24 protein-coding genes are annotated in these 26756 nt (G+C 59.1%); 19 read left to right on the top strand and 5 right to left on the bottom strand.

Annotated features, from left to right (window positions below):
* Positions 1-3: 3 nt before the first annotated feature.
* From V0R37_RS01085 to ilvC, 10 genes are all read left to right on the top strand, one after another.
* Positions 4-1665, top strand: coding sequence for an AMP-binding protein (locus V0R37_RS01085; RefSeq protein ID WP_420372721.1), 1662 nt, complete (start codon positions 4-6; stop codon positions 1663-1665).
* 85 nt (positions 1666-1750) lie between these two features.
* The gene (locus V0R37_RS01080; protein ID WP_420372720.1) at positions 1751-2971 is read left to right on the top strand and encodes an ABC transporter substrate-binding protein; all 1221 of its coding nucleotides are present in this window, start codon (positions 1751-1753) and stop codon (positions 2969-2971) included.
* A gap of 83 nt (positions 2972-3054) precedes the next feature.
* The gene (locus V0R37_RS01075) at positions 3055-3927 is read left to right on the top strand and encodes a branched-chain amino acid ABC transporter permease (RefSeq protein ID WP_420372719.1); all 873 of its coding nucleotides are present in this window, start codon (positions 3055-3057) and stop codon (positions 3925-3927) included.
* On the top strand, positions 3924-4868 hold the full coding sequence (locus V0R37_RS01070) for a branched-chain amino acid ABC transporter permease (protein ID WP_420372718.1): 945 nt from the start codon (positions 3924-3926) through the stop codon (positions 4866-4868). Before V0R37_RS01075 ends, V0R37_RS01070 begins: the two co-directional genes overlap by 4 nt.
* Positions 4865-5635, top strand: a complete 771-nt coding sequence (locus V0R37_RS01065) for an ABC transporter ATP-binding protein (RefSeq protein ID WP_420372717.1) — start codon at positions 4865-4867, stop codon at positions 5633-5635. The genes V0R37_RS01070 and V0R37_RS01065 overlap by 4 nt, the downstream gene beginning before the upstream one ends.
* Positions 5632-6333 carry an ABC transporter ATP-binding protein gene (locus V0R37_RS01060; protein ID WP_420372716.1) on the top strand — a complete coding sequence of 234 codons (702 nt, stop codon included), beginning with the start codon at positions 5632-5634 and terminating at the stop codon, positions 6331-6333. The genes V0R37_RS01065 and V0R37_RS01060 overlap by 4 nt, the downstream gene beginning before the upstream one ends.
* 46 nt (positions 6334-6379) lie before the next feature.
* On the top strand, positions 6380-7066 hold the full coding sequence (locus V0R37_RS01055; protein ID WP_420372715.1) for a TetR/AcrR family transcriptional regulator: 687 nt from the start codon (positions 6380-6382) through the stop codon (positions 7064-7066).
* Positions 7067-7415: 349 nt separating this feature from the next.
* The gene (locus tag V0R37_RS01050; protein ID WP_420372714.1) at positions 7416-9137 is read left to right on the top strand and encodes an acetolactate synthase 3 catalytic subunit; all 1722 of its coding nucleotides are present in this window, start codon (positions 7416-7418) and stop codon (positions 9135-9137) included.
* Positions 9138-9147: 10 nt separating this feature from the next.
* Entirely contained in the window at positions 9148-9639 is a 492-nt protein-coding gene (gene ilvN, locus V0R37_RS01045; RefSeq protein WP_264129614.1) for an acetolactate synthase small subunit, read from the top strand.
* Positions 9640-9747: 108 nt separating this feature from the next.
* The gene (ilvC, locus tag V0R37_RS01040; protein ID WP_420372713.1) at positions 9748-10764 is read left to right on the top strand and encodes a ketol-acid reductoisomerase; all 1017 of its coding nucleotides are present in this window, start codon (positions 9748-9750) and stop codon (positions 10762-10764) included.
* A gap of 71 nt (positions 10765-10835) precedes the next feature.
* Here the strand turns inward: ilvC and V0R37_RS01035 are convergent, their stop codons facing one another.
* Both V0R37_RS01035 and V0R37_RS01030 read right to left on the bottom strand, forming a co-directional pair.
* The gene (locus V0R37_RS01035; protein WP_420372712.1) at positions 10836-11810 is read right to left on the bottom strand and encodes a tripartite tricarboxylate transporter substrate-binding protein; all 975 of its coding nucleotides are present in this window, start codon (positions 11808-11810) and stop codon (positions 10836-10838) included.
* Between the two features lie 29 nt (positions 11811-11839).
* Positions 11840-13006: a mandelate racemase/muconate lactonizing enzyme family protein gene (locus V0R37_RS01030; RefSeq protein ID WP_420372711.1), complete on the bottom strand. Its 1167-nt coding sequence runs from the start codon at positions 13004-13006 to the stop codon at positions 11840-11842.
* 107 nt (positions 13007-13113) lie between these two features.
* Between V0R37_RS01030 and V0R37_RS01025 the strand changes: the two genes are divergently transcribed.
* From V0R37_RS01025 to pssA, 7 genes are all read left to right on the top strand, one after another.
* Positions 13114-14022: a LysR family transcriptional regulator gene (locus tag V0R37_RS01025; RefSeq protein WP_420372710.1), complete on the top strand. Its 909-nt coding sequence runs from the start codon at positions 13114-13116 to the stop codon at positions 14020-14022.
* A gap of 121 nt (positions 14023-14143) precedes the next feature.
* Positions 14144-14872, top strand: a complete 729-nt coding sequence (locus V0R37_RS01020; protein WP_420372709.1) for a GntR family transcriptional regulator — start codon at positions 14144-14146, stop codon at positions 14870-14872.
* A 36-nt stretch (positions 14873-14908) separates the two neighbouring features.
* Entirely contained in the window at positions 14909-15880 is a 972-nt protein-coding gene (locus V0R37_RS01015) for a Bug family tripartite tricarboxylate transporter substrate binding protein (RefSeq protein ID WP_420372708.1), read from the top strand.
* Positions 15881-15918: 38 nt separating this feature from the next.
* Positions 15919-16833, top strand: coding sequence for a dihydrodipicolinate synthase family protein (locus V0R37_RS01010; protein ID WP_420372707.1), 915 nt, complete (start codon positions 15919-15921; stop codon positions 16831-16833).
* Between the two features lie 354 nt (positions 16834-17187).
* A complete protein-coding gene (locus tag V0R37_RS01005; protein WP_420372706.1) occupies positions 17188-19272 on the top strand; it encodes a TonB-dependent hemoglobin/transferrin/lactoferrin family receptor in 2085 nt (694 codons plus the stop codon).
* A gap of 147 nt (positions 19273-19419) precedes the next feature.
* A complete protein-coding gene (locus V0R37_RS01000; RefSeq protein ID WP_420372705.1) occupies positions 19420-20094 on the top strand; it encodes a phosphatidylserine decarboxylase in 675 nt (224 codons plus the stop codon).
* A gap of 6 nt (positions 20095-20100) precedes the next feature.
* On the top strand, positions 20101-20988 hold the full coding sequence (gene pssA, locus V0R37_RS00995; RefSeq protein WP_420372704.1) for a CDP-diacylglycerol--serine O-phosphatidyltransferase: 888 nt from the start codon (positions 20101-20103) through the stop codon (positions 20986-20988).
* Between the two features lie 60 nt (positions 20989-21048).
* Here pssA and V0R37_RS00990 read toward each other — a convergent pair whose 3' ends face one another.
* Positions 21049-21567 (bottom strand): hypothetical protein, encoded by a 519-nt coding sequence (locus V0R37_RS00990; RefSeq protein WP_420372703.1) that lies wholly within the window; start codon positions 21565-21567, stop codon positions 21049-21051.
* 244 nt (positions 21568-21811) lie between these two features.
* Between V0R37_RS00990 and rpsO the strand changes: the two genes are divergently transcribed.
* Together rpsO and pnp are read left to right on the top strand one after the other, a co-directional pair.
* On the top strand, positions 21812-22081 hold the full coding sequence (rpsO, locus tag V0R37_RS00985; protein ID WP_073105838.1) for a 30S ribosomal protein S15: 270 nt from the start codon (positions 21812-21814) through the stop codon (positions 22079-22081).
* A gap of 91 nt (positions 22082-22172) precedes the next feature.
* Positions 22173-24320, top strand: a complete 2148-nt coding sequence (gene pnp, locus V0R37_RS00980; protein WP_420372702.1) for a polyribonucleotide nucleotidyltransferase — start codon at positions 22173-22175, stop codon at positions 24318-24320.
* A gap of 122 nt (positions 24321-24442) precedes the next feature.
* On the opposite strand, the gene V0R37_RS00975 is transcribed toward pnp, so the two are convergent.
* Together V0R37_RS00975 and V0R37_RS00970 are read right to left on the bottom strand one after the other, a co-directional pair.
* Positions 24443-25636 carry a sulfite reductase subunit alpha gene (locus V0R37_RS00975; protein WP_420372701.1) on the bottom strand — a complete coding sequence of 398 codons (1194 nt, stop codon included), beginning with the start codon at positions 25634-25636 and terminating at the stop codon, positions 24443-24445.
* 125 nt (positions 25637-25761) lie between these two features.
* Complete coding sequence (locus V0R37_RS00970; protein WP_420372700.1) at positions 25762-26745, bottom strand: FAD:protein FMN transferase; 984 nt, start codon at positions 26743-26745, stop codon at positions 25762-25764.
* Positions 26746-26756: the final 11 nt, after the last annotated feature.

Genomic DNA, 26756 nt, shown 5'->3' with positions numbered 1-26756 from the left:
TCCATGGACGATAAATATCATCAGGGGCTGGACAGGAATTCCGCCAACTATTCAAGCCTGACGCCGATCAGTTTTTTGCAGCGGTCGGCGCATGTGTTTCCTGAAAAGACCGCCATTATCGACGACGGCATGACGCTGACGTACAGGGACTTCTATCGCCGCTGCCGCGGCATGGCCGCATCCCTGGAAAACATGGGAATAAGGGCCGGCGACACCGTTTCGGTACTGTGCTTCAACACGCATGAGCTGCTGGAGTGCCATTATTCCGTTCCCATGGCCGGGGCGGTGCTGAATGCGTTGAATACCCGCCTGGACCCGGCCACCTTGCGCTTCATCCTGGAGCACGGCGAATCCCGCCTGCTGTTCTATGACACCGAATTCGAGCCCATGCTGCGGCAGGCGATGCAGGGCATGGCCTCGCCGCCCGTATGCGTTGCCATTGTCCGCCAGGCAGGCGTTTCGCAGGGCTTGTCCAGCCTGGATTATGAAAGCCTGGCGGCAGCGGGCGACCCCGATTTTCAATGGCGCAAGGTCGGCGACGAATGGGATGCCATTGCGCTGAACTACACTTCGGGCACGACCGGCAACCCCAAGGGCGTCGTGTACCACCACCGGGGCGCCTACCTGGCCGCGCTGAGCAACGCCATGGCCTTCAACATGACGGCCGATACCGTCTACCTGTGGACTCTGCCCATGTTCCACTGCAACGGCTGGTCCTACACCTGGGCCATCACGGCGGTGGGCGGCACGCATGTCTGCCTGCGCAAGGTCCAGGCCGACCATGTCCTGGAGCGCATCGAAGGCTGCAAGGTCACGCACATGTGCGGCGCGCCCGTCGTGCTGAATATGCTGCTCAACGATTTCCACAAGAACGGCCAATCCCTTTCCAGCCCTGTGCAGTTCGCCTTGGGCGGCGCGGCGCCTCCCAGTCCAGTCATACGCCGAGCGCAGGAGATCGGCTTCGGCATCACGCACCTGTATGGCCTTACCGAGTCCTACGGGCCGTCCACCCTATGCGTCTGGCAGAACAAGTGGGCGGATCTGTCCACCGACGATCTGGCGCGAAAAATGGCCCGGCAGGGCGTGGGCCTGTTCGCCATCGACGATGTCGCCGTCGTCAGTCTTGCCGATGGCTCCCTGGCGCCTTGCGATGGGCAGACGCTGGGCGAACTGGTCATGCGCGGGAACACGCTCATGAAGGGCTACCTGAAGAACGAAGCCGCCACGCGCGACGCATTCAGGGACGGCTGGTTCCGCACGGGCGACCTGGCCGTCATGCACCCCGACGGCTATGCCGAAGTTAAAGACCGGGCCAAGGACATCATTATTTCCGGCGGAGAAAACATTTCCAGCCAGGAGGTCGAAGAGGTTCTGTACCGCCACCCCCAAGTGCTCGAAGCGGCGGTGGTGGCCATGCAGGATGACAAGTGGGGCGAGACCCCCTGCGCCTTCGTCGCCTTGAAAGATGCCATGCAGGCGGTGAACGAGCAGGAAATCATCGCGTTTTGCAAAGCCCATATGGCTTCCTACAAGGCACCCAGGAAAGTCGTCTTTGGGGAACTGCCCAAGACATCCACAGGGAAAATCCGGAAGAATCTTCTGCGCGAGCGGTTGGCCGAAGACGGCGGATCCCGTCCCCGCGAAGACAGTACGCAAGGGAGGTGACAGCTATCGATTATGCAGACTTGGCAACAGATGTGGAAACGAAGAATCAACCTGTAGCACCATAACTATTCCAGGAGACATTCGCATGTTCAAGTTTTTATCTAAACGACCCATCATGGCGCTGGCGCTGGCCGGCGCATTTGCCGCGGTTCCCGCCCAGGCGGCCGAAGAGCCCATCAAGATAGGCGCCATCTATATCATGTCGGGCAGCGCCGCCACCTATGGAAAGTTTGCCGAGCAGGGCATCAAGCTGGCCATGGATGAAATCAATGCGGCCGGCGGCGTGCTGGGGCGCAAGCTGACGCTGCAATTGGAAGACGGCCAAGGCAAGGCGGCGGTGGCCATCCAGGCGGCGCGCAAGCTGGTCTACCAGGACAAGGCCGACATCCTGATGGGGCTGGATAGCTCGGGCGTTGCACAGGGCCTGGTGCCTGTGCTTCCCGAACTGGGCAAGCCATTTATCATCACCCACGCGGCAACACCGGACGTCACAGGCAAGCTGTGCAACGCCTATACCTACCGCATCAGCGTGAATGTTCATCAGAACATGTCGGGGGCGGCGGCAATCGCGGCAAAAACCGGCGCCAAGAAGTGGACCACCATAGGTCCCGACTATGCTTTCGGGCATCAGTCCTGGGAATTTTTCGGCAAATACCTAAAAGAGAAAATGCCCGATGCCCAACTCATGACGGAAACGGCTTTCCCGCGATTCGGCGCCGAAGACTTCACGCCTTTCATCAATGGCGTCATGGAGAACAAGCCCGACGGCGTGCTGATTTCGCTATGGGGCGGCGATCTGGTCAACTTCGTTCGCCAGGCCAATAATCGCGGCTTCTTCAAGCAGGGCTTCCAGGTCTTGATGACGGTTGGCGCGGCCACCGAAGTGCTGTCGGCGCTGGGCGAGCAAATGCCCGAGGGCGTATGGCTGGGAACACGCTACTGGTATGGCGCGCACGATAACGATCTGAACAAGAAATTCGTTGCCGCCTACCAGAAAAACTACGGCACCCCGCCCAGCTATAACGCCGAAGGGGCATACGTTGCCGTGCATGCCTACAAGGCGGCCATCGAGAAAGCCGGCAAGGTCGACGGCAAGGCGATCGCCCAGGCTCTTTCCGGCCTGAGCATTCCCGCGCCGACGGGCACCTTGACGCTGCGCAAGGGCGATAACCAGGCGTTGATCGGACCGACCTGGGGACGCACAGGTTCCATGAACACACAGGACAAGATCCGCTCATTGACCGAGGTGCAGTTCTTCGATGGCGAAAAAATCACGCCGCCCGTCGACCCCGCCTGCAAGCTGTAATTCATTCGATCGTTCGCGGGAAAGCAGCGCTGCCCTTTTTCGGCCACACAGAAAAGGGGCGGCGCAATCACTGAGGGGGCGTCATGAGCAGTATCGGCTTGGCTTTGCTCAATAGTCTTGATATCGGCTTGCTGTTATTCGTTATCGCCATCGGGCTGAATATCATTTTCGGCGTGCTGAACGTCATCAACTTCGCCCACGGGGCGCTGTACATGCTGGGGGCCTATCTGGCCTACACCTGCATTATCCTGCTGGGCATGCCGTTCTGGCTGACCTTGCTGGTGGCGCCGCTGGGCGTGGCCTTGTTGGCGGTGCTCATCGACAGGCTGATGCTGCGCTTCATCTATCAGCGCGAGGTATCCGACAGCCTGCTGCTGACGTTCGCGCTGCTGCTGATCTTGAATGAATCCGTGCGGCTGTTGTGGGGGACCGGCATACATGTCGTCGATCCTCCCGCAATGCTGCAGGGCACGGTCGCCTTGCCGGGCGGCGTCACCTATCCCGCCTACAGCCTGTTCGTGGTGGCGGTGGGCCTGGTGTTCGTATGCGGCTTATGGTTCTTGTTCAACCGCACGCGGGCAGGCAAGATCATGCGCGCCGCCGCGCTGGACCGCGAAATGGCTCAGGTGCTTTGCATCAACACCAAGCTGGTCATCACCGCCGTGTTTGCCTTTGGCGCCTGGCTGGCCGCCGTCGGCGGGGTGGTTGCCGCGCCCATGCGCGCCATCGACCCGGGGATGGGCGACAAGATCATTATCGAAAGCTTCATCGTCGTCGTCATCGGCGGGTTGGGCAGCTTTCCGGGCGCCTTGCTGGGCGCCATCGTGCTGGGTCTTATCCATGGATTGGGCGGCCGCTTCCTGCCCGAAATCAATCTGATCCTGCCGTTCGTGGGCATGGCCGTTGTCTTGCTGCTAAAGCCCCACGGCCTGATGGGAAAGGGGGCGTCGCTATGAAAAAAAATCTCACCAAGGCAGTGCTGGCAGTCTTGCTTGTCCTGCTTATCGCCTTGCCCTGGATCGCGCCGTATTTCTATATCTTCATCGCCACGGAAATTCTTATCCTGGGGTTATTCGCGGCCAGCTTCAATCTTATTTTCGGCTACACGGGCATGCTCAGTTTCGGCCATGCCGCCTTTTTCGGCGTTGGCGCCTATGCCACGGCGCTGCTGCTGCAAGGCATGCAATGGCCTTTGCTGGCCTGCCTGCTGGTGGCCATCGCGGCGGGCGCGATCCTTGCGCTGGTCATCGGGTTCTTCAGCGTACGCCTGAACGAAGTGTATTTTTCCATGCTTACGCTGGCGTTCGGCATGATGGTCTTCGCCGTGGTTCATCAGTGGCGCTCGGTCACGAACGGCAGCGATGGCATTGCCGGATTCAGCGTGACGTCATTGGGCCTGGGTTTCGACCTGACGCTGGGCAACCCCAGCGTCTACTACCACGTGGTGCTGGCAGTGGTTGTTTTGGCCACCGCGCTGTTGTACTTGATCTGCCGTTCTTCATTCGGCCTGATTCTGCGCGCCATACGCCAGAACCCCGAGCGCGTGGCCTTCTGCGGGTTGAACGTGCGCAGCTATCGCCTGGCGGCATTCACTCTGGCGGGCGCTTTTGCCGGCCTGGCGGGCGGCTTGATGGCGCCGTTCTTGCGCATCGCCAGTCCCGAACTCGTGCATTGGTCCATGTCGGCCGAACCGGTGCTGATGTCCATCCTGGGCGGGACAGGCTATTTCCTTGGCCCCTTTTTCGGAGCCGCCATGTTCGTCTTGCTGGAAACCTGGATCACCAGCATGACGCAGGCCTGGATGCTGGTGCTGGGCATCATCCTGGCGCTCATGGTGATGTTCTTCCGGCGCGGACTGCTGGGTACCTTTCTTGATTGGTGGCTGGAGCGAAAATGACACAACCCATCTTGCAGATCAGCAATCTGACCAAGCGCTTCGGCGGCGTCGCCGCGGTATCCGATGTGTCGCTTCAGGTCTTTCCCCAAGAAACCCTGGCCATCATCGGCCCCAACGGCGCGGGCAAGACCACCTTCTATAACATGCTGTCCGGCCGCATGCATCCCACCGCGGGCACCATCGTGTTCCAGGGGACCGACATAACCGGGCTGCCAGCCCATCGCATCAGCCGCATGGGCGTGTCCCGTTCATTCCAGATCAATAACATCTTCAATGAAATGAGCGTGCGCGAAAACGTGGAAGTCGCGCTGACGGCCTATCATGGCGACAGCCGGCGATGGGTCAACATCGCGTCGCGCAACAAGCCCATTCAGCAGGAAGCGGATACCTTGCTGGAACGCTTGTCACTGACCGGGATCGCCACGAAGCGGGCCGGTTTCATCAGCTATGGCGACAAGCGGCTGGTCGAGATCGCCGTCGTCCTGGCGACCCGGCCGCAACTGGTGCTGCTGGACGAGCCCACGGCCGGCATGACTCCCGATGAAACCCACCGCGTGACAGCCCTGGTCAAATCCCTGGCCGCGACGGGCGACTACACCTTCCTGATCACCGAGCACGACATGGGCGTGGTGTTCGACGTGGCCGACCGGATACTGGTCATGCATCGCGGTCAAAGCCTGGCCCTGGGCACGCCGCAAGAGGTCAAGGCCCATCCCGAGGTCAGGCGTGCCTATCTGGGCGACGCCGAAGAGGAGCTGGCATCATGATTCTGGAAGTCGATAATATTCATACCTATTACGGCGAAAGCCATGCGTTGCAAGGCATATCGCTCAAGCTCAATGAAGGCGAAACCGTCTGCCTGCTGGGACGCAACGGCGCCGGAAAAAGCACGACGCTGCGCAGCATCATCGGCTTGTCGGCGCCGCGTTCGGGCCGCGTGGCTTTCCAGGGCCGCGACATTACCGGACAGCCGGCCTACCGCATCGCGCGCATGGGCGTGGGCTTGGTCCCCGAAGACCGGCGCATATTTCCCGGCTTGAGCGTGCGCGAGAACCTTGAAATAGCCCAGTATCGCCGGCCGGGAGCCACGCCCCGCTGGACCATGGAGCGTATCTTCGACGAATACCCCATGCTGGGCGAACTGGCCGGACAGGATGGCGCAACCTTGTCGGGCGGACAGCAGCAAATGCTGGCGGTGGCCCGCTCGCTCATGAGCGAGCCGCTACTGCTGCTGCTCGATGAACCCAACGAGGGGCTGGCGCCTGTCATCGTCAAGCAGATCGGCGCGCTGATCGACGAACTGGCCAAGACAACGACCATCCTGTTCACCGACCAGAGCGTGCATTTCGCCTTGAAGCATGCCAAGCGCGCCTACATCCTTGAAAAGGGCATGATTGTCCACGAGGCAAAAAGCGAGGACCTGATCGGCGATACGGAAACCCAGCATCGTTATTTGTCGGTATAGAAATACCGTAAACTTGCGCGGCGGAAAACAACAGCGGGAGCCTGCGATGATTGCTGATTTTGAGTCTTTCAAGATCGAGCTGAGCCTGTCGAAAGTTGAAATCTGCCGCGAGCTTTACCATCAGAACCGGGACCTCATCCGCATCAAGAAAGAGCATGTGGCGGTCAGGAACCTGGTCCGCATCATCAACTCGACGCTGCGGCTGGCAAGTTCCAAGGGGTTTCATGCCATGTCGCTGCGCGACCTGTGTGCGGATTCGGGCTTCAGCATAGGCGGCCTGTACGCCTACATACGAAGCAAGGAGGACCTGCTGGGCCTTATCCAGGGCCATGGCTTTCTGCTTACCCGGCGCACCATGCTGGCCTATACGCAAGACATCGCGGCGCCGCGCGACAAGCTGCTTGCGGCGGTGAAGGCGCATGTGTACCTTAGCGAGCTGATGCAGCCCTGGTTCTATTTTTCCTTCATGGAAACCAAGAGCCTGCCCGAAAAGCAGAAGAAAGAAGCCATCGCCATCGAGCTCGAGATCGAGAACATTCTTTACGGCATCATTCAGGAAGGCATCGAGGCGGGAACGTTCCGGCAGATCAATGCCCGTTTGCTGGCATCGCTATGCAAGGCCATGATGCAGGATTGGTACCTGAAGCGGCGAAAATACAGCAATCAAGAGGTCAGTGCCACGCAGTATGCCGAGTTCATCGGCGCGTTGCTGGAAAGCCGCTTGCTTCCCTGATTTGCCTATGCCCGCGTTACGCGCTACATTATTGTGTTGATCCGTTCAATTATCCGGAGCGGATCGCCAGAGGCACTGTTGCCCGGGCCATCCGCCCGGTTTTTTGCGCCTGTAATAAATTTGCCGTTGGCCGCGTCACAAGCGTGTGTTGCCAAGGCTTCCGTTTCTACCTCCCGCGTTCCCAGGAACGCTCGTGCTGTGTTTCGATGAGTACGGGTCGGGTCGGCAAGGTGTCTGGGTGGCATGGCTCCGTGAGCCATAAAGCGCCAGATCATGTTGCTGCAACCGGTTCAAGCTCGGGCCTTTGGGCCGGTCGGGATATCAGTGCTGGTTACGAAAGGAAAACAATATGGAACTCAATGGCGCCGACATCGTCGTGCAGTGCCTGGCCGAAGAAGGTGTGGACCACGTGTTTGGTTACCCCGGCGGCGCAGTGCTGTACATCTACGACGCAATCTACAAGCAAGACAATTTCAAGCATATTCTGGTGCGCCACGAGCAGGCAGCCGTGCATGCGGCCGACGCGTATTCGCGCTCGTCCGACAAGGTGGGCGTCGCGCTGGTCACCAGCGGGCCGGGTCTGACCAATGCCGTCACAGGCATCGCCACGGCCTACATGGACTCCATTCCAATGGTGATCATCAGCGGCCAGGTGCCCAGCCACGCCATAGGCGAAGATGCTTTCCAGGAATGCGACACCGTGGGCATCACACGGCCTTGCGTCAAGCATAATTTCCTGGTCCGCGACGTCAAGGACCTGGCGGAGACCATGCGCCGCGCCTTTTATATCGCCAGGACAGGCCGTCCCGGCCCGGTGCTGGTCGATATCCCCAAGGACATCACCGTCGCCAAGTGCAAGTACAGCGCCAAGCGCGGCGAAGTCAAGATGCGCTCATACGCGCCGGTCAATAAGGGCCATCTGGGGCAAATCAAGAAAGCGGTGCAGATGCTGCTCGCCGCCGAGCGCCCCATGATCTATTCGGGCGGCGGCGTGATTCTGTCCGACGCTTCGGCGGAGCTGCGCCAATTGGTCGAACTGACCGGCGCGCCATGCACCAACACCCTGATGGGATTGGGCGCATTTCCGGCAAGCAACGACAAGTTCGTGGGCATGCCGGGCATGCATGGCACCTACGAAGCCAATATGTCGATGCAGCACTGCGATGTGCTGATCGCCGTGGGTGCGCGTTTCGACGATCGCGTCATCGGCAATACCAAGCATTTCGCGCAGAACCCCCGCAAGATCATCCATATCGACATCGATCCCTCATCGATCTCGAAACGCGTTCGCGTCGATGTGCCCATTGTGGGCAACGTGAAGGATGTGCTGCAGGAAATGAACGCCGTGTATGCGCAGGCCGCGGCCGAGACGCCGCCCAACAAGCCGGCCCTGGCCAAATGGTGGGAGCAGATCACCGCTTGGCGAGGCAAGCAATGCCTGGTTTATGAAAATTCCGACTCCATCATCAAGCCGCAATTCGTGGTCGAGAAGCTGTGGGAAGTCACGGGCGGCAACGCGTTTGTGACCTCGGACGTCGGCCAGCACCAGATGTGGGCCGCGCAGTACTACCGTTTCGACGAGCCGCGCCGCTGGATCAATTCCGGCGGCCTGGGCACCATGGGTGTCGGCCTGCCTTACGCGATGGGCGTCCAGATGGCCAATCCGGACAGCCAGGTCGCCGTCATTACCGGCGAAGCCTCCATCCAGATGAACATCCAGGAACTCTCCACCTGCAGCCAGTACCGGATGACGCCCAAAGTGCTGTGCCTGAACAACCGCTACCTGGGCATGGTGCGGCAATGGCAGCAGATCGACTACGGTTCGCGCTACTCGGAATCCTATGTCGACGCCTTGCCCGACTTCGTCAAGCTGGTCGAAAGCTACGGCCACGTCGGCATGCGCATTGAAAAGCCGGCCGACGTCGAGCCGGCCATACGCGAGGCATTCACCAAGTACAAGGACAGGCTGGTTTTCATGGATTTCATTACCGACCAGACTGAAAATGTATGGCCCATGGTGAAAGCCGGCCGCGGCCTGACCGAAATGCTGCTCGGTTCCGAAGACCTGTAAGGAGAGAAAAATGAAACATGTAATTTCTATCCTTCTGGAAAACGAACCCGGCGCGCTGTCGCGTGTGGTCGGCCTTTTTTCGGCGCGCGGCTACAACATCGAAACGCTTACCGTGGCGCCTACCGAAGACACGACGCTATCGCGCATGACCATAGTCACCAACGGGTCGGATGAGGTGGTCGAACAGATCACCAAGCATCTGAATCGCCTGGTCGATGTGGTCAAGGTGGTGGATCTGTCCGAAGGCCCGCACATCGAGCGCGAGCTGATGCTGATCAAGGTCCGCGCCGTGGGCAAGGAGCGCGACGAGATGAAGCGCATGGCCGATATCTTCCGCGGCCGCATCATCGACGTCACCGACAAGGTCTACACCATAGAGCTCACCGGCGACCAGGACAAGATCGAGGCCTTTATCGGCGCCCTCGATCGCAGCGCCATCCTGGAAACGGTGCGTACCGGCGTGTCAGGCATCGGCCGCGGCGAACGCGTCCTGAAGCTTTAATTTATTATTACCGGCCAGGCGGCAGTATGCCGGCCAATGTTCAACCTTGAATGCCGGATGCGGCATCCGGCAAAAATCAAAATACCAAACGGTTATTGGAGCACCCAAATGAAAGTTTTTTACGATAAAGATTGCGACCTTTCCCTGATCAAAGGCAAGACGGTTGCCATCATCGGCTACGGCTCGCAAGGCCATGCGCACGCGCTCAACCTGCATGAGTCCGGCGTCAATGTGGTCGTCGGCCTGCGCAAGGGCGGCGCCTCGTGGAACAAAGCCGCAAATGCCGGCCTGAAGGTCCTGGAAGTTGCCGAAGCCGTCAAGGGTGCCGACCTGGTCATGATCCTGTTGCCCGACGAAAACATCGCCGAGGTGTATCGCAATCAGGTTGCCGGCAACATCAAGGCGGGCGCCGCTCTTGCGTTCGCGCACGGCTTCAACGTGCACTACGGCCAGGTCCAGCCGCGCGCCGACATCGACGTCATCATGGTCGCTCCCAAGGCGCCTGGCCACACCGTGCGCGGCACCTATAGCCAGGGCGGCGGCGTGCCTTCGCTGGTGGCCGTGCATCAGGACACATCCGGCGCCGCGCGCGATATCGCCTTGTCGTACGCCTGCGCAATCGGCAGCGGCCGTGCCGGCATCATCGAAACCAATTTCCGCGAAGAGACCGAAACCGACTTGTTCGGCGAACAAGCCGTGCTGTGCGGCGGTACCGTCGAGCTCATCAAGGCCGGCTTCGAAACTCTGGTCGAAGCGGGCTACGCGCCTGAAATGGCTTACTTCGAGTGCCTGCACGAACTGAAGCTGATCGTCGACCTGATCTACGAAGGCGGCATCGCCAACATGAACTACTCCATTTCCAACAATGCCGAGTACGGTGAATACGTCACGGGCCCGCGCATCGTTACCGAGGAAACGAAGAAAGCCATGCGCCAATGCCTGGCCGACATCCAGACCGGCGAATACGCCAAGAACTTCATCCTGGAAAACGCCGCCGGCGCCCCCACGCTGACGTCGCGCCGCCGCATCAACGCCGAATCGCAGATCGAGCAGGTCGGCGGCAAGCTGCGCGCCATGATGCCCTGGATCGCCGCGAACAAGCTGGTCGATCAGACCAAGAACTGATCCTGGAGTCTTCAAGGACCAGCTCTTGCAATCATGCATTGCAAAAAAACCCGGCTTCGGCCGGGTTTTTGTTAGTTAGGCTGTTGCCCCGAGTCTTGAATCACCTTGGACCATCGCGCCATCTCGTTCGTCACGTATTTTTTATGTCCGGCGGGATCCAGGCGGTCGTCATTGATTATGCTCAGGCCAAGAGCCTCTTCACGCTGTATCAATTGCGGATTTTTCAATGCCGACCGCAGGGCCGCGTTCAATTTGGCAAGAACTTCAGGAGGTGTGTTGCGCGGCGCATAAAGGCCATGCCACACGGTCACGTTGAAACCCGTCAAGCCCGATTCGGTCAAGGTCGGGACGGCGGCCATCGACGGTAGCTTGAGCCGCTGGGTACTGGTGACACCGTACGATTTCACCTTTTTTGCCTCAATCTGAGTCACCGCATTCGTGGCCTGCTCGCACATCAGGTCGACTTGGCCGCCCATCAGGTCGATCATGGCGGGGGCCGTTCCTTTATACGCTATGGTGGTCATGTTCACCTTTAAAGCCTCTTGCAGCATGAGGCCGCAAAGATGCGAGGCCGAGCCCACACCGGCGTTCGCAAGATTGACCTTGTCCTTGTTTTCGTTGATCCACTGGCGTAATTCGTCAAAACTGTTTGCGGCAAGGCTGGGCCTGCCTATCAGTGTCGAAGGGGCCTCATTGATCAAGCCCAGGAACTCAAAACTATCGGGCACTTGATAGCTGAGCTGCTTATACAGGGAAGGCGCGGTCGCCATGCCTATGTGATGGACGAGCAGGGTGTAGCCATCGGCTGCGGTGCGAGCCACTTTCGCCGTGCCTATGGTGCCTCCCGCCCCCGATACATTTTCGACGATGACGGCTTGCCCCAGTGGTTCACGCAGCGCTTCGGCTACGTCACGCGCGATCTTGTCGCTGGGGCCGCCAGCGGCAAATGGCACTACCAGCGTAACCGCCTTCTCCGGAAATGCGGCGTGGCCGGTCACGGAAAACCCGGCAAGCGCCAGTGTCAGGGCCAGTTTTTTAAGATTCATGATGTTGTCTCCTTTCTTGGAATTGGCAGTTATGCCGAAATGGTCTGCATGACGCGGTACAGGTCCGTTTTCCCTTCAAAGCCGATGCCGGGCAGCTCGGGCATCGTGATGTAGCTGTTCTCGACTTTCACTCCATCGGGAAAGCCGCCAAAAGGCTGGAAAAGGTCCGGGTACGATTCGTTGCCGCCGAGCCCCAGGCCGGCGGCAATATTCAATGACATTTGATGGCCGCCATGGGGAATGCAACGGCTTGGCGACCAGCCATGCTCTTTCAGCATGTCGAGAGTGCGCAGGTACTCGACCAGCCCGTAGCTAAGGGCGCAATCAAATTGCAGCCAGTCGCGGTCCGGGCGCATGCCGCCGTAGCGAATCAGATTGCGGGCATCCTGCATGGAGAACAGGTTCTCACCTGTGGCCATGGGGTTTTTGTAGTAGCTGCGCAAAGCCGCCTGCAGCTCGAAATCAAGCGGGTCTCCGGCTTCCTCGTACCAGAACAGGTCGTATTGCGACAGTGCCTTGGCATAGGCGATTGCCGTATCGAGATCGAAGCGCCCATTTGCATCGACGCAAAGCTTCTGGCCATCTTGTAATACGCTGAGGATGGAATCAATGCGGCGCAGGTCTTCGTCAAGCGAAGCCCCGCCGATCTTTTTCTTGACCACGCTGTAGCCACGATCTATGTAGCTGCGCATTTCGTCTTTAAGCTTATTGTGATCTTGCCCGGGATAGTAATATCCGCCAGCGGCATAGACGAAGACCTTTTTATTGGCTTGACCGTTGCCATAGCGGTCAGCCAATAACTGGAACAGCGGCTTCCCCTCGATTTTGGCGACGGCATCCCAAATTGCCATGTCTATCGTGCCGATCGCTACAGAGCGCTCCCCATGGCCGCCCGGCTTCTCGTTGGTAAACATGGCATCCCAGATGTTATGCGGATCCAGGTTATCGCCACTTGCATTGACTAGCGTGGCAGGGTCGGCTTCGAGTATCCGTGGAATAAAGCGGTCCCGCATCAGTGTGCCCTGGCCATAACGCCCATTGGAATTGAATCCGTATCCGATAACGGGCTTGCCCTCGCGAATGACATCCGTGACAACCGCCACAAGACTCAAATTCATTTTGCTGAAGTCGATGTATGCGTTTCGGATTGGTGAGCTGATGGGTAGTGTTTTTTCAATAATATTGACGATTTTCATCTGCCGAACCTAAACTGTATTTTGGAAAGTGGTCCCATATAGTCGGCGTTGCCACTTTTAATAGCCAATGCTATTTTTTTCTCTTTCTATGCTTTCAAAGCACTGGCATGAACATCTCCTGGCTTGAAGACTTCCTGGCACTGGCATCGACAAAAAATTTCTCGCGTGCGGCAGATTTGCGCCATATGACTCAGCCGGCATTCGGCCGCCGCATTCGCGCTCTTGAAGAATGGCTGGGGGCGGATCTGTTTGATCGAAGCACCCAGCCCGTCACGCTGACCGAAACCGGAGAATGGTTCCGTAAGATTGCCCAAGATCTTCTTGCTCAGGTGGCGCGCCTTCCTTCGGAAGCCCGGGCCGTGGAAGAGTCATGGTCGACCACCTTGCAGTTTGCGGCGACGCACACCCTGTCTTTCACCTTTATGCCCAATTGGCTGCGCAGCCTGGAGCCGCGTATCAGCATAGGAGCCATACAATGCGTATCCGACATGCTGCAGCGTTGCGAAGCTCTCATGCTCCAAGGCAAGGCTCAGTTCGTACTGAGCCATACGCATCCACAGGTTCAGAGCCAACTCGAGATGGCAGGCTATCCATCGATCCAACTGGGAAATGACACCCTTGTTCCGGTATCCCTGAAGGACGAGACAGGGCAAGCTCGCCACGATGTGACTTCAGGGGACAAGCCGCTGCAACTATTGGATTACAGCGCGGAATCAGGCATAGGGCGCATTTTGCATACGGTCCTTGAGCCTGAATTGGATCGTTTACCTATCCACACGGTTTTTACGGCCCATTTGGCCTCGGTGCTCAAGCCCATGGTGCTTAGTGGGCGCGGGGTCGCATGGTTGCCGCAGTCTTTGATAGCCGATGACCTTGACTCGGGCCGTTTGACGCCCGTCGGCCCTGCGGCCTGGCGGATTCCCTTGCAGGTTCGGCTTTATCGCGATCGGTCTAATATCAACCGAACCGCTGAAATGTTCTGGGATGCTGTTTCAAATTGCCAGTTGGAACATTGAGTACAAGTGCGATTTCCGGGCATAAGCATGCAAGAAAAATCATGAAATAGACCCGTCATCGCCTCCGTATCTTATTGCTAACATGTTAGATAAGGGTTAGTATGCTGATACGGAGGTGATTATGACTTTGGGTTCTTCTGAAAAGCCCCTGGGGGGCGCTACAAGCTTGCGCAATCAGGCATACGAACTGTTTTGCGAGCAAGTCCTTGCGGCCAGGCTGTATCCAGGGCAGTTCGTTTCGCAGCAAGAGCTGACCCTGCTGCTGGGCATGCCTCTGGGGGCTATACGGGAAATGATCCCCAGGCTCGAAGCCGCCCGGCTCATAATCACGGTCCCCAAGCGGGGCCTGCAGATCATGCCGGTCGATCTCAAGTTGATCCGCAATGCCTTCGATGTTCGCCTGATGATCGAAAAGGAGGCCGCCAGCGCCTTCATTCGAACCATCACGGACAGCGAGCTCGATCAGATCGCGGACGCCCACAGGACCATGCTGGCGCGCGCGCTCGATGACAAGCCTGATGTCGGGCTGGATAAGGAAGCCCTTGCTCTGGACTGGAGCTTCCATCATCGCATGGTCGATGTCCTGGATAACGAAATCATATCGGACATGTACCGAGTCAACAGCCTGCATATCAAGCTTATCCGCATCGACAGCGATCTTGCGCGGCCGATGCGGGTCGTGCCCGCGATGCGCGAGCACTTGGCATTCATCGCTGCGCTTCAGGCGCGCGACGAATCGAGTGCCGTGGCGCTGATTTGCGAACACATCAATGCATCGCGCCAGCGCGTATTGACTCGCGCCATGGGCTTGCAAGGAAACGATGGCGCCCGCTTGCGCCATTCAGGATGATTTCTTAACCGCAAAAAAAATTATCAGGAGACAAACATGAAACATCGATTCTATTTCCGCACTTTCTTGCTGGGCGCGTTTGCGGCCTGGGCCGCCGGCGCTTCAGCCGCCGCCTATCCGGAAAAACCCATAACGCTGGTCATTCCGTTCGCCGCTGGTGGAAACAACGATATATCGGGCCGGATCATCGCCAAGAAAATGGGCGATATCCTGGGGCAGCCCATCGTTGTGGAAAACAAGACCGGCGCGGCTGGCGCCATCGGCGCCACGTTCGTCGCGCAGGCAAAACCCGACGGCTACACGCTGGGCTTTCTAAGCAGCGGCCCCTTGGCCACGAACATGAGCCTCTACAAGTCGCTGGCCTATGATTCGCTGAAGGATTTTGCTCCCGTTGCCCGTACCACGACCAGCCCCAGCGTCCTGGTGGCGAATCCAGCGGTTCCCGTCGACGCGTTGCGGCCTTTCGTCGATTATTTGAAGAAGCATCCGGGCACAGTCAACTACGGCACTTCGGGCAACGGATCTTCGCCTCACCTGGCGGCCGTGTTGTTCGAGTCGATGGCCGGCGTGAAAATGGTAAACGTGCCGTACCGGGGCGGAAGCCAGGTCAACACCGACCTGGTAAGCGGCCAAATCCAGATTTCATTCAGCCCCATCCTCGAGGCCGTCCCTTTCATACAGTCGGGCAAGCTCAAGGCTTTTGCCGTGACTTCCGCGGCGCGATCTGATCTATTGCCCAACATTCCCGCGCTTGCCGAATCGTATCCCGGCTACGAGGTGCTGACCTGGAATGGCATTGTGGCTCCGGCGGGCACGCCAGCGGACCGGATCGCCAAGCTCAATGCCGCTGCCGTACAGGCGGTCAAGTCCCCGGATGTCGCCGAACGTCTCAAACAGCTGGGCCTACAGCCCGCGCCATCCGATAGCCAAGGTTTTCGGCAATACATCGAGCAGGAAATCAAGCACTTTGCCAATCTGTTGCGCCTGGCCGGTGTCAAGCCGCAGTAAGTCCCTGCAACCCGTTAGGAATATTTAAAGAGGTAGTCATGACAAAACTGTTTTCCCCCGGGCAGATCCAAGGTATCGTTCCGCCGCTTGTCACCCCTTTTGACGCATCAAACGAAATCGACGAAAGCAGCCTGCGCGCAGTCGTGAAGTTCATGATTTCGCAAGGCGTGCATGGCCTTGTCGCCGGTGGAAGCTCGGGCGAAGGATTTGCGCTGGAAACCGATGAATTGCGCCGGATTGTCGATATAAGCGCGCAAGAGGCGCAGGGGCGCCTACCTTTGGTGGCTGGGGTGATTGCCAACAGTACACGCGGCACGATACGCAGAATACGCGCTCTTGAAGGCCTGGATGTCAGCGCATTGCAGGTGACGCCGGCCCACTACATTTATAAGACCGATGACGCATCCATGATCCGGCATTTCCAAGAGATCGCGGACGCCACCGATATCCCTATCCTGATCTATAACGTCATTCCTTGGAATTATCTTTCCCCTTCGCTCATCCTGCGTATCATGCGCGAGGTTCCCGGAGTGGTCGGCGTCAAGCAAAGCGCCGGCGATCTTAAGGCGCTGGCTGATCTGCTGATCGCCGCGCACCCGCAAGACCGCATCTATGCCGCCGTGGATTCATTGCTGTACCCCTGCATGGCTTTGGGCGCTCATGGCGTGATATCCATGCTGACTTCGACCGCGCCTGGTGCTTGTGTAAGCTTGTGGAATGCCGTTCGTCGCGGCGACCATGATTATGCGCTGACGCTGCATCAACGGCTGCTGCGGCTATGGAACGCCATGTATGCGGATAACCGTGTCGCCCTGGCCAAATTCACCTTGTCGCTGCAGGGCGTGCCCACCGGCCACACCCTGAGGCCGATTCCGCCAGCGTCGCCGGCTCAACAGCAGGCTATTCGCGAGGCATGGGAAAACCTGCAAGAAATGATGGAAGCGGCAAGATGACCGGGTTGTCCGGATAGCGGGCCGCCGATGTGGAGGAGAAGGAGCGGGGGAGGCGTTCCACAGGCCAAGGCGCTCCTCCATATGTTGTTAAAAGTTTGGTTTGTGTCATTTTGATATTGCTAATGCAAATAGAAATAGTTATCATTTGCGATCTAAGTTTAAACTAACTTTGGATCAATAAAAATGATGGGGAAATCTTTAGTCTGGTGGGGTGGGGTGTTCTTGGCGGTTGCGGTTACGCAGACGAGCGCTCAGGAAAATAACAAGACAGATACGCAAATATCGGCGGCAGGCGATTCAGCCATACCAACATTGTCTCCGCTACGTGTTCAGGGGCAGAATCTGGCAGAAGCATTGCCGGAAGGTTCTGTCGTCATCACCCGCCAGCAGCTGGATGAGCGAGCCATTGAAAGTTGGGATGATTTTTCAAAGCGCGGCGAGCCTGGTGTGAACATCAATCCCCAGAACAACAGCATTAACATCCGCGGTATGGACGGTGACCGGGTCGTGACCCGCGTGGACGGTATCAGGGTGCCGTGGCTGGACGATGGCGCACGCAGTGCGGAGGGCGGATTGAACACCGTTGCATTCAATTCTTTATCGGCCATCGATATAGTGCGGGGAGCCGGTGCGGTGCAGTCGGGCTCGCTCATAGGTTATCTGGATCTGCGTACATTGTCTCCCCGCGATCTGCTGGCTCCGGGCAAGGATTTCGGTGCCTTGCTCAAGACTGGCTACGATAGCGTGGACGAGAGCTTTGGCGCGGATGCGGCGCTGGCTGGACGTATTGCGGATGGAACCCGCTGGCTGGTGCAGGCGGGGCATCGCAAAGGTCACGAACGGGACAATAAAGGCGAAGTCGGCGGTTATGGCGAATTGCGCGAGCTGCCCGATCCGATGGACTACACGCAAAACAGCGCTTTGATCAAGCTGGAGCACGACCTGACGGCCGAGCAAAGGCTCAGCATCAGTGGCGAGTTGTTCCGCCGCGAATCGACAATTGACGATCGGCGGGAGCAGAATACGGCCAACTATGGTATCGGTCAGTATCACAGCGAAAAGAAGCAGGATCGCGACCGCGTTGTGCTGGGTTACGACTATCAGTCGGCACAGCATCGATCATTGCTCAATTACGGCGAGGCCAAACTTTATTGGCAGAAGATTCGCCTGGAAGACGGCATGAACGGAATCCGGTCGGGCAGGACGGCCAAAGGGCCTTATGGCCGCAACAATACCATCGAAGAGTCGACGATAGGATTGGTGACATCCTGGGGCGGCTATATCGATGGCGCGCTGAAGCAGCATTGGTCCGCGGGTGGAGAGTGGGCGGGAAACGATACGGAGCAGGTTTCTCGCGGTTTTGACAGCTGCCCTATAACGGGCTGCGCGCATCTGCGTTCAAACCAGGCCGATATGCCGAAAGTGAAAGGCAATACCTGGTCATTGTGGGCGCAAGATGAGTTTTCCTGGTCTGATGGAAAATATGCGCTGACTCCCGCCTTGCGTTTCGATGCCTATGAGCAAAAACCGCAATCTGGCGGAATGTATGGCAGCAATCTTATTGGTTCGCAGGCCCTGCCCAGCAACAGCGGCGAGCGCCTGTCGCCATCCCTTCTTGCGGCCTACAAGCCGCGGGAGAACTTGTCGTTCTATGCGAAATACGGCTATGGCTTCAAGGCGCCCAACGCCAGCCAGCTTTACCTGACTTTCGGCGGGAAGTCGCCCGGCGAGTATGTCGTGCTTGGCAATCCCAATCTGAATCCTGAAATCAGCCATGGCTGGGAGCTGGGCATGGACGTGGGCGATACGGAACGCGGGGCCCATTTCAGTGTCTACGACACGCGCTATAAAGACTACATCGACCGCATCGTCTATACCAAGACCGCTCCCGGACGCGACCCGCGATGGGACGCGAATGGCTACGGCACCGTGCATCATTATGCAAACCGTTCCCGCGTACGCATCTACGGAGCCGAGGCTCGCGCTCACTGGGCATTCAACGATAACTGGTATACCTGGGGTTCGCTGGCATGGGCCAATGGAAAAGATCGGGACAGGGACACCTACCTGAACAGCGTTGCGCCGCTGAAGGCCATTGCGGCTCTGGGATATCGTACCGAGCAGTGGGGCGCCGAGAGCATCGTTACCATGGTTGAACGCCGCAGCAAAGTCGAATATCCCGAGGCGACGGCCAGCCAGAAGACGCCGGACTTCAAGGCGCCCGGCTATGGCTTGCTGGACTTGACCGCCTGGTGGAAGCCGGCGGCCGTCAAGGGCGTGCGCCTGCAGGCGGGTGTATATAACGTTTTCGACAAAAAATATTGGAATGCCCTGGACGTACCCACGCCGTCGGCCAGCGCCACCGGTTATGCCTACCCCATCGACAGCTATACGCAGCCGGGCCGCAGTGTGCGGGTAAGCCTGACCTACCAGTATTGATCGGGGCCGGAACCCTTTATTTAATCCCTTCACCGTCCGGCCATCGCGCGGCACGAAACTTGCGTGCGCGATGCCGGGCGGATTTCGTTCGAATACAGGGATGCCAATGCAAAAACAGCCTTCATTTCGGTTATTCTTCGTCTTACGATGAATAAACCTCCTTACCCCCATCCCATTATTGCGCGCGAAGGCTGGCCTTTCCTGGCCGGCATCGTGCTGGTGTCAATCCTCGTCAGTATCTGGTCGGGCGCCGCATCGATCCCTTTCTGGCTGTTATCAATTTTTGTACTGCAGTTTTTTCGCGATCCGGCGCGAGTCGCGCCGGAAGGCGAGCTCAACGTCCTGTCGCCCGCGGACGGCAGGGTGGTCGCCGTGGAAGAAGTGCGCGATGCCTACGCCGACCGCGATGCACTGAAGATCAGCGTATTCATGAACGTCTTCAACGTGCATTCGAACCGGTCGCCGGTCGATGGAACGGTGCAGTCGGTCAACTATTTCGCGGGACAATTTTTCAATGCGGCGCTCGATAAGGCCTCGCTGGAAAACGAGCGCAACGCGACGGTGCTGCATACGCCGCATGGCCACGTGGTAACCGCGGTCCAAGTGGCCGGCCTGGTTGCCAAGCGTATACTTTGCTATACGAAGCCGGGCGAGCGGCTTTACGCGGGTCAGCGCTACGGTTTTATCCGTTTCGGGTCGCGCGTGGATGTATACCTGCCCCTGGGTGCGCGGCCGCGGGTGGCGATAGGCGACAAGGTTCAGGCTACCAGCACGGTATTGGCCGAGCTGCCCGATAGCGCTACAGTCGACTCAAGCGAGTAAATTCCCATGCCAAATTCCGACGACTCCCATCGGCGGCGCAGTATCTACCTGCTGCCGAACGCATTCACCACCGCCAACCTGTTTGCCGGCTTCTACGCCGTCGTGCAGGCCATGAACGGGCGCTTCGATGTGGCCGCGATTGCCATTTTCGTGGCCATGATCTTCGATGGCATGGATGGCCGCGTGGCTCGCCTGACCAATACGCAATCCGCGTTCGGCGAGCAATACGATTCCCTGTCCGACATGGCTTCGTTCGGCATTGCGCCGGCGCTGGTCATGTACGAGTGGACCTTGCAGGGACTGGGGCGTTGGGGCTGGCTGGCCGCCTTCATTTATGTGGTGGGCGCGGCCCTGCGGCTGGCGCGCTTCAACACCAACATCGGCGTGGTCGACAAGCGCTTCTTCCAAGGGTTGCCCAGCCCCGCGGCGGCGGCCCTGGTGGCTGGCTTCGTCTGGCTGGCGGTCGATAACAAGCTGCTACTGGAAAGCCATACAATTTCCTGGGTGGCTTTCGTGTTTACCGTATATGCCGGCATCGCCATGGTCACCAATGCGCCGTTCTATAGCGGTAAAACATTCGCGCTGGGACGCAGCGTGCCGTTCTGGGTTATTTTGCTGGTCGTTGCCGCCTTTGTGTTCGTTTCCAGCGATCCACCCATCGTGCTGTTCGGGCTGTTTGTGGTTTACGGCTTGTCGGGCTGGTTCATTATGCTGTGGCGCTGGCGTCGTGCCCGCCAACTGAATCGCCTCCGGCACGAAGGCATGGCGGCCGGTACGGCCGACGAGGCCGGGCCTACCGAGCACTCCTTCAGCGCGACGCACACCTTCCAGTCGCCAGAGTTGGGCGGCCAGACGGACAAGCACGGTTCGCCTTCAAGCAAGCCCGATCAGTAAGCCCGGTTATCCGCTTGCAGCCCGGCAAACGGACTGCAAGCCCTGCGGCAGCCTTCGGCTTCAAAAAAACCAATCGTCGCGATCGTACATCGGGTCGGGGCCCGGGTGGAAACGGGTGACTTTTGCCCCGTCCATGCCAAAGTACACATGCATCAGCGAATTCCAGGCGCCGGCCTGCCGGTAGCGGTAGCTCCATACGATTTGCGTGGATGAAGGCAGGCCTACCGTACTGATTTCGGCCGGCGGGCCGAACTCGCAACGAACCCGCTCGGGCGTCCAGGTGCCGGAAGCCAGCAGGCTGAAATGCTGGTCGGTCAGCAAGGGCTCGATTCTATCGGTATTGCCCGCGCTGTCGACATGGGTGCCCCAGGCGTATTGCCCATAGGGCTGCTGGCTCCAGATGAGGCGCTGGCCTTTTTCAGCCGGACAGGAAAAGTTGGGCCGTCCGTATTCGGCTTCGACCTGGGCAAGAGGGGTTCCCGGCGGGGTATTGGCCATGTTCGCGCAGGCTCCCAGAAGGGCCAGTCCCGCGCCGGCGCCAATCCGCTTTGCGTAATGTATTGCAGTGATGATATTCATGGCTGGCCTGAATATGTGGATGCCGGTCGGCGATTGCCGCCGGCGGGTTGGGAGTGCCGGCAGCGGCGCCACCGGCCATGTGGTCTTTTTCCGGTATAATGCTGACTTCTTTGGGTTTGGCATGGAGACGCATCGTGTCGCAAGCAGGTACTGCGCCCAAAGTAAACGCTTTATTCGATTGTAATTTGTTAATCACTGCACGTCAGGGCACCTCGGCCCTGTCGCTTGTTAAAGAGGCTAAATAATGTCTGTTGCTGACATCAAAAAATCCGACATCGTTGCACAATATCAACGTGCGCAAGGCGATACCGGCTCTCCCGAAGTACAGGTGGCGTTGCTTACGGCACGCATCAACGAACTTACCGGTCACTTCAAAGCGCACATGAAAGACCACCACTCGCGTCGTGGCCTGCTGCGCATGGTAAGCCGTCGTCGCAAACTGCTAGATTACCTGAAGGGCCGCAATCCCGATTCGTATCGTTCGCTTATCGAAAAGCTCGGTCTGCGTAAGTGATACCCGGGGCTGGCTCCCCACGATGCAACCGTGGACACTGCGACCAGAATCGCGGTGTACACGGTTTTTTTTATTGTAAGGATATTCCGTAATGTTTAATAAAGTGAGCAAGTCGTTTCAGTACGGTCAGCACACGGTGGTTTTGGAAACCGGCGAGATTGCTCGTCAGGCCTCCGGCGCCGTACTGGTTTCGATTGACGATACCGTTGTCCTGGCGACCGTTGTGGGGGCCAAGACCGCCAAGTCCGGCCAGGATTTCTTCCCGCTGACCGTCGATTACGTAGAAAAGACCTACGCCGCCGGCCGTATTCCCGGCGGTTTCTTCAAGCGCGAAGGCCGTCCTTCCGAAAAGGAAATCCTTACCTCGCGCTTGATCGATCGCCCATTGCGTCCCTTGTTTCCCGAAGGCTTCTACAACGAAGTCCAGGTCATTCTGCACACTGTTTCGGTCAACCCCGAAATCGATCCCGATATCGCCGCCATGATCGGCGCTTCGGCCGCGCTGGCCATTTCGGGCATTCCCTTCGACGGCCCCATCGGCGCCGCGAGGGTCGGCTACGTCGATGGCCAGTACGTGCTTAACCCTACCTCCAGCCAGATCAAAGTGTCGCAGATGGACCTGGTTGTCGCCGGCACCGAAGCCGCCGTGCTGATGGTGGAATCCGAAGCGCAGAACCTGTCCGAAGAAATCATGCTGGGCGGCGTCATGTTCGGCCACGAGCAAATGCAGGCCGCCATCAACGCCATTCACGAGCTGGTTGCTGAAGCCGGCAAGCCGGAATGGGACTGGAAGCCCGCGCCGAAGAACGAAGCGCTGGCAACCGCCGTGGCATCCGCCGCCCAGGAAAACCTGCAGGCCGCCTATCAGATTCGCGAAAAGCAGGCCCGCACCGCCAAGCTGCGCGAAGTCTATGCCAGCGTCAAGGAAAAACTGGCCGAACACGCCGCCGCCAAGGGCGAAGCCGCCCCCGACAGCGTCGAAGTCGAAAACATGCTGTTCGACCTGGAAGCCAAGATTGTGCGCGGCCAGATACTGAATGGCGAGCCCCGCATCGACGGCCGCGACACGCGCACCGTTCGTCCCATCAGCGTCAGCCTGGGCGTGCTGCCCCGCGCTCACGGCAGCGCCTTGTTCACGCGCGGCGAAACCCAGGCGCTGGTTGTGGCGACGTTGGGCACCAAGCAAGACGAGCAGATCATCGACTCCATCATGGGCGAGCATCGCGACCGCTTCATGCTGCATTACAACTTCCCGCCGTTCGCCACCGGTGAAACCGGCCGCTTCGGCTCGCCCAAGCGGCGCGAAATCGGCCACGGCCGTCTTGCCAAGCGTTCGCTGATTTCGTCCTTGCCGGAAGCGCAGGACTTCCAGTACACCATTCGTGTCGTCTCGGAAATCACCGAGTCCAACGGCTCGTCCTCCATGGCGTCCGTATGCGGCGGCTCCCTGGCCATGATGGACGCCGGCGTGCCGGTCAAAGATCACGTCGCCGGCGTTGCCATGGGCCTGATCAAGGATGGCGGCAAGTTTGCTGTCCTTACCGACATCCTGGGCGACGAGGATCACCTTGGCGATATGGACTTCAAGGTGGCCGGCACCGTGCAGGGCATCACCGCCTTGCAAATGGACATCAAGATCCAGGGCATCACCCGCGAAATCATGCAGGTGGCTTTGGCTCAGGCCAAGGAAGGCCGCTTGCACATCCTGGGCAAGATGAAGGAAGCCATCGAAGGCTCGCGCACCGAATTGTCTGAATTCGCACCGCGCATGCTTAGCGTCAAGATCAATCCCGAAAAAATCCGCGATGTCATCGGCAAGGGCGGCGCCACCATCCGTGCGCTTACCGAAGAAACCGGCACGCAGATCGACATCGGCGACGATGGCACCATCACCATTTCCAGCGCCGACCTGGACAAGGCCCGCGAAGCCGAGCGCCGCATCAAGGAATTGACGGCCGACGTGGAAGTGGGCCAGGAATACGAAGGTCCCGTGCTGCGTTTGCTGGACTTCGGCGCCATCGTCCAGGTCCTGCCCGGCCGCGACGGTTTGCTGCATATTTCCGAGATCGCCAACTATCGCATCGCCAACATCAACGATGTGTTGAAGGTTGGCCAGATGGTTCGCATCAAGGTCATCGAAGCCGACGACAAGGGCCGTTTGCGCTTGTCCATGAAGGCCATCGGCGGCATTGAAGCCCAGGGCGGACCGCAGGCTCCCGTGGCGCAGCCAGAGGCATAACACGGCAAAGCGCGAGGCGGTCCTGATGGACTGCCTTTACGCCTAAGCAGTGCTGACACCGCCTCCAAGCTCGGGTATTCGCCCGGCTTGGGGGCGTTTTCAATGGTAAGGCCTGGTTGGCTTCAATAGATGTCCCGGCGGTAGCCCCGGCGTTCGATCAGGGCCGCATAGCGGCGGCCGCCGAGCGCCTGGCGCAAGACGCCGTCCACATCGGAGGCCATGCCATTCTTGCTGCCGCAAACATAGATGATGGCGTCCCTGGCGACCCATTCCCTTATTTCGGCCTGTGCTTCGGCCAGAACATGATGGACATAGCGCTTTGGCGTCTGGTCGCGTGAAAAGGCCAGGTCAAGCCGGGCCAGCCGTTTTTCAGCGAGCCACCGTTCCAGCTCATCCCGGTAATGGAGGTCGCAGGCGCTCTGCCGTTCGCCGAATATCAGCCAGTTTTCATGATTGCCCTGTTCCAGGCGACGCTTCAGGAGGCTGCGCAGGCCCGCAATGCCTGTACCGTTACCAATGAAAATGGCCGGCACCGCCTGGTCGGGGGCGTGGAACAAGGCGTTTTCGCGCAGGTGTATCCGGACGATGGCGCCGGTCTCCAATTCTTCAGTCAGCCAGCGGCTGCCTATGCCCAGGCGGCCATCGGTGTCGCGGCGCTGGCGCAGCAGCAGCTTCAGCATGCCTTCGCCTGGTGTGGAGGCAATGGAATATTCCCGGTGCAGGCCATATTGGTCGATGGCGACCTCGGCGATGTCGCCTGCCTGCCAGAACGGCAAGGTATCGATTGCGGCTTCGAAGCTCAATTCGTAGCAAGCCCCACCCACACTGCCTGGGTTCATGTGCCGCCGTCTGACCAAACGCCAATCCGTATAAGGCTTTTCTATCGCGGTTGTCGCCTGGAATTGCTGGCTCAAGGCATTGCTCCATGAGCGCAGCGCAGCCGGGTCGCATTTATCGGCCAGCACCGGCTGGAACAGCAGGGTTGCGCCCTGACGCGCCAGCCAGCTTGCCAAGGTCTGTCCAAAACCGCAATAGTGTCGGTAGCTGCTGTCTCCCAGGGCAAGCACCGCTGTTTCAAGATGGTTCAGGGCGGGTGCGTCAACGGCGCAGGCTTGTCGGTAGAATGCTTGTGCCGGATCCGGCGGATCGCCTTCGCCATATGTGCTGACCACGAACAGCACGCGGCGGTGGTTCAGCAATTGGCGGGGCGTAAGCTGCGACATGGGCAACAGTGCGGCGCGTTCGCGCCCCAGCGCCTCGACGCTGCGCTCCGCTATCTCCTTGGCCGTCCCGGTCTGGCTGGCATAGGCGACCATGATTCGGCTTGTGTTCGCCTCTGGCCGCCCGCTAGCGGACCGGGTTTGTCTTATGGTTTTGAAAACGAGTCCAAGCCAGGCGCAGATTGCGCCGGCCGCCAGCAAAACGTTCAAGTTCGATGAGGTCATGGCTTGCCCGGATTGCCGGCCAGCGCCGTGAACTCATCTGTCCATTCCAGCGCTATATCGTCGGGATGGCGGACCATGAAGAGAGCGGGGATGCGACGGCTGCGGGCATATTGCGGGCCATGATCCGGCCCCATGCTAAAGAGCGCGGTTGCAAGCGCGTCCGCCATCATGCATTGTTCATGCAGGACACTGACCGAGGCCAGGGCATGCGCCGCCGGATAGCCTGTGGCCGGATCGAGCGTATGGGCGTAGCGCCGGCCGTCGTGCTTGAAGTAGCGGCGATAGTCGCCCGATGTGGCAACGGATGCATCGACCAGGACAATCGGCAAGGCGGGGGACGGCGACCCGGAGCCGTCGCCGGATGCGGGTATCTCTATGGAAACCCGCCAAGGCTTGCGGTGCTCATTGCTTCCCCGCGCTTTAAGTTCTCCGCCAACTTCGACCAGATAGTGCTCGATCTTGTGCGTATCGAGCACGGCGGCGATTTGGTCCACGCCGTAGCCTTTGGCGATTGAGGACAGATCGAAGGACAGGCCGCCCGGCTGCCAGACGGCCAGATGCTGCTGGTTCAGCCCTGCATGATTCCAGCCGGCCTGCGCCAGCGCTGCGGCGATGTCGCCGGCGCCGGGCAAACTGCCGCATGGGCCGCTTGGACCGAAGCCCCACAGGTCGACCAATTTACCCAAGGTGGGGTCGTAAGCACCCGCGGTATCCCGTGCCAGGTCCAGCGCATGTTTGAGGACGTGGAATAATTCATCGGACACTTCATACCAGCCACGCTCCGCGCGATTCAAAAGACTGATGAAGCTGCTGGGATCCCAGTTGCTCATCTGTCGTGTAATGCGTTCGAGCGCGGCCTGGATGACGGCTTCCAGCGTTTCAAGCGCAATGGCGCGGCCCGGGTCGCAAAGCTTCACAGTCCAGGTCGTGCCCATGGTGGGGCCTTGTAGCGTTTTATAAGGCAGAGGTATTGGGGCCATGTATTGCGTGG

Origin of the sequence: Pollutimonas rozaliensis (assembly GCF_048751585.1) — a bacterium.
GTDB lineage: Bacteria > Pseudomonadota > Gammaproteobacteria > Burkholderiales > Burkholderiaceae_B.
The sequence above is the reverse complement of the archived record's forward strand: the minus strand, read 5'-3'. Positions and strand labels throughout refer to the sequence as shown.

Excerpts from the sequence above, each read along its gene's own strand:
- V0R37_RS01085 (WP_420372721.1), top strand. The coding sequence starts at position 4 with ATGGACGATAAATATCATCAGGGGCTGGACAGGAATTCCGCCAACTAT.
- V0R37_RS01080 (WP_420372720.1), top strand. The coding sequence starts at position 1,751 with ATGTTCAAGTTTTTATCTAAACGACCCATCATGGCGCTGGCGCTGGCC.
- V0R37_RS01075 (WP_420372719.1), top strand. The coding sequence starts at position 3,055 with ATGAGCAGTATCGGCTTGGCTTTGCTCAATAGTCTTGATATCGGCTTG.
- V0R37_RS01070 (WP_420372718.1), top strand. The coding sequence starts at position 3,924 with ATGAAAAAAAATCTCACCAAGGCAGTGCTGGCAGTCTTGCTTGTCCTG.
- V0R37_RS01065 (WP_420372717.1), top strand. The coding sequence starts at position 4,865 with ATGACACAACCCATCTTGCAGATCAGCAATCTGACCAAGCGCTTCGGC.
- V0R37_RS01060 (WP_420372716.1), top strand. The coding sequence starts at position 5,632 with ATGATTCTGGAAGTCGATAATATTCATACCTATTACGGCGAAAGCCAT.
- V0R37_RS01055 (WP_420372715.1), top strand. The coding sequence starts at position 6,380 with ATGATTGCTGATTTTGAGTCTTTCAAGATCGAGCTGAGCCTGTCGAAA.
- V0R37_RS01050 (WP_420372714.1), top strand. The coding sequence starts at position 7,416 with ATGGAACTCAATGGCGCCGACATCGTCGTGCAGTGCCTGGCCGAAGAA.
- ilvN (WP_264129614.1), top strand. The coding sequence starts at position 9,148 with ATGAAACATGTAATTTCTATCCTTCTGGAAAACGAACCCGGCGCGCTG.
- ilvC (WP_420372713.1), top strand. The coding sequence starts at position 9,748 with ATGAAAGTTTTTTACGATAAAGATTGCGACCTTTCCCTGATCAAAGGC.
- V0R37_RS01035 (WP_420372712.1), bottom strand. The coding sequence starts at position 11,810 with ATGAATCTTAAAAAACTGGCCCTGACACTGGCGCTTGCCGGGTTTTCC.
- V0R37_RS01030 (WP_420372711.1), bottom strand. The coding sequence starts at position 13,006 with ATGAAAATCGTCAATATTATTGAAAAAACACTACCCATCAGCTCACCA.
- V0R37_RS01025 (WP_420372710.1), top strand. The coding sequence starts at position 13,114 with ATGAACATCTCCTGGCTTGAAGACTTCCTGGCACTGGCATCGACAAAA.
- V0R37_RS01020 (WP_420372709.1), top strand. The coding sequence starts at position 14,144 with ATGACTTTGGGTTCTTCTGAAAAGCCCCTGGGGGGCGCTACAAGCTTG.
- V0R37_RS01015 (WP_420372708.1), top strand. The coding sequence starts at position 14,909 with ATGAAACATCGATTCTATTTCCGCACTTTCTTGCTGGGCGCGTTTGCG.
- V0R37_RS01010 (WP_420372707.1), top strand. The coding sequence starts at position 15,919 with ATGACAAAACTGTTTTCCCCCGGGCAGATCCAAGGTATCGTTCCGCCG.
- V0R37_RS01000 (WP_420372705.1), top strand. The coding sequence starts at position 19,420 with ATGAATAAACCTCCTTACCCCCATCCCATTATTGCGCGCGAAGGCTGG.
- pssA (WP_420372704.1), top strand. The coding sequence starts at position 20,101 with ATGCCAAATTCCGACGACTCCCATCGGCGGCGCAGTATCTACCTGCTG.
- V0R37_RS00990 (WP_420372703.1), bottom strand. The coding sequence starts at position 21,567 with ATGAATATCATCACTGCAATACATTACGCAAAGCGGATTGGCGCCGGC.
- rpsO (WP_073105838.1), top strand. The coding sequence starts at position 21,812 with ATGTCTGTTGCTGACATCAAAAAATCCGACATCGTTGCACAATATCAA.
- pnp (WP_420372702.1), top strand. The coding sequence starts at position 22,173 with ATGTTTAATAAAGTGAGCAAGTCGTTTCAGTACGGTCAGCACACGGTG.
- V0R37_RS00975 (WP_420372701.1), bottom strand. The coding sequence starts at position 25,636 with ATGGTCGCCTATGCCAGCCAGACCGGGACGGCCAAGGAGATAGCGGAG.
- V0R37_RS00970 (WP_420372700.1), bottom strand. The coding sequence starts at position 26,745 with ATGGCCCCAATACCTCTGCCTTATAAAACGCTACAAGGCCCCACCATG.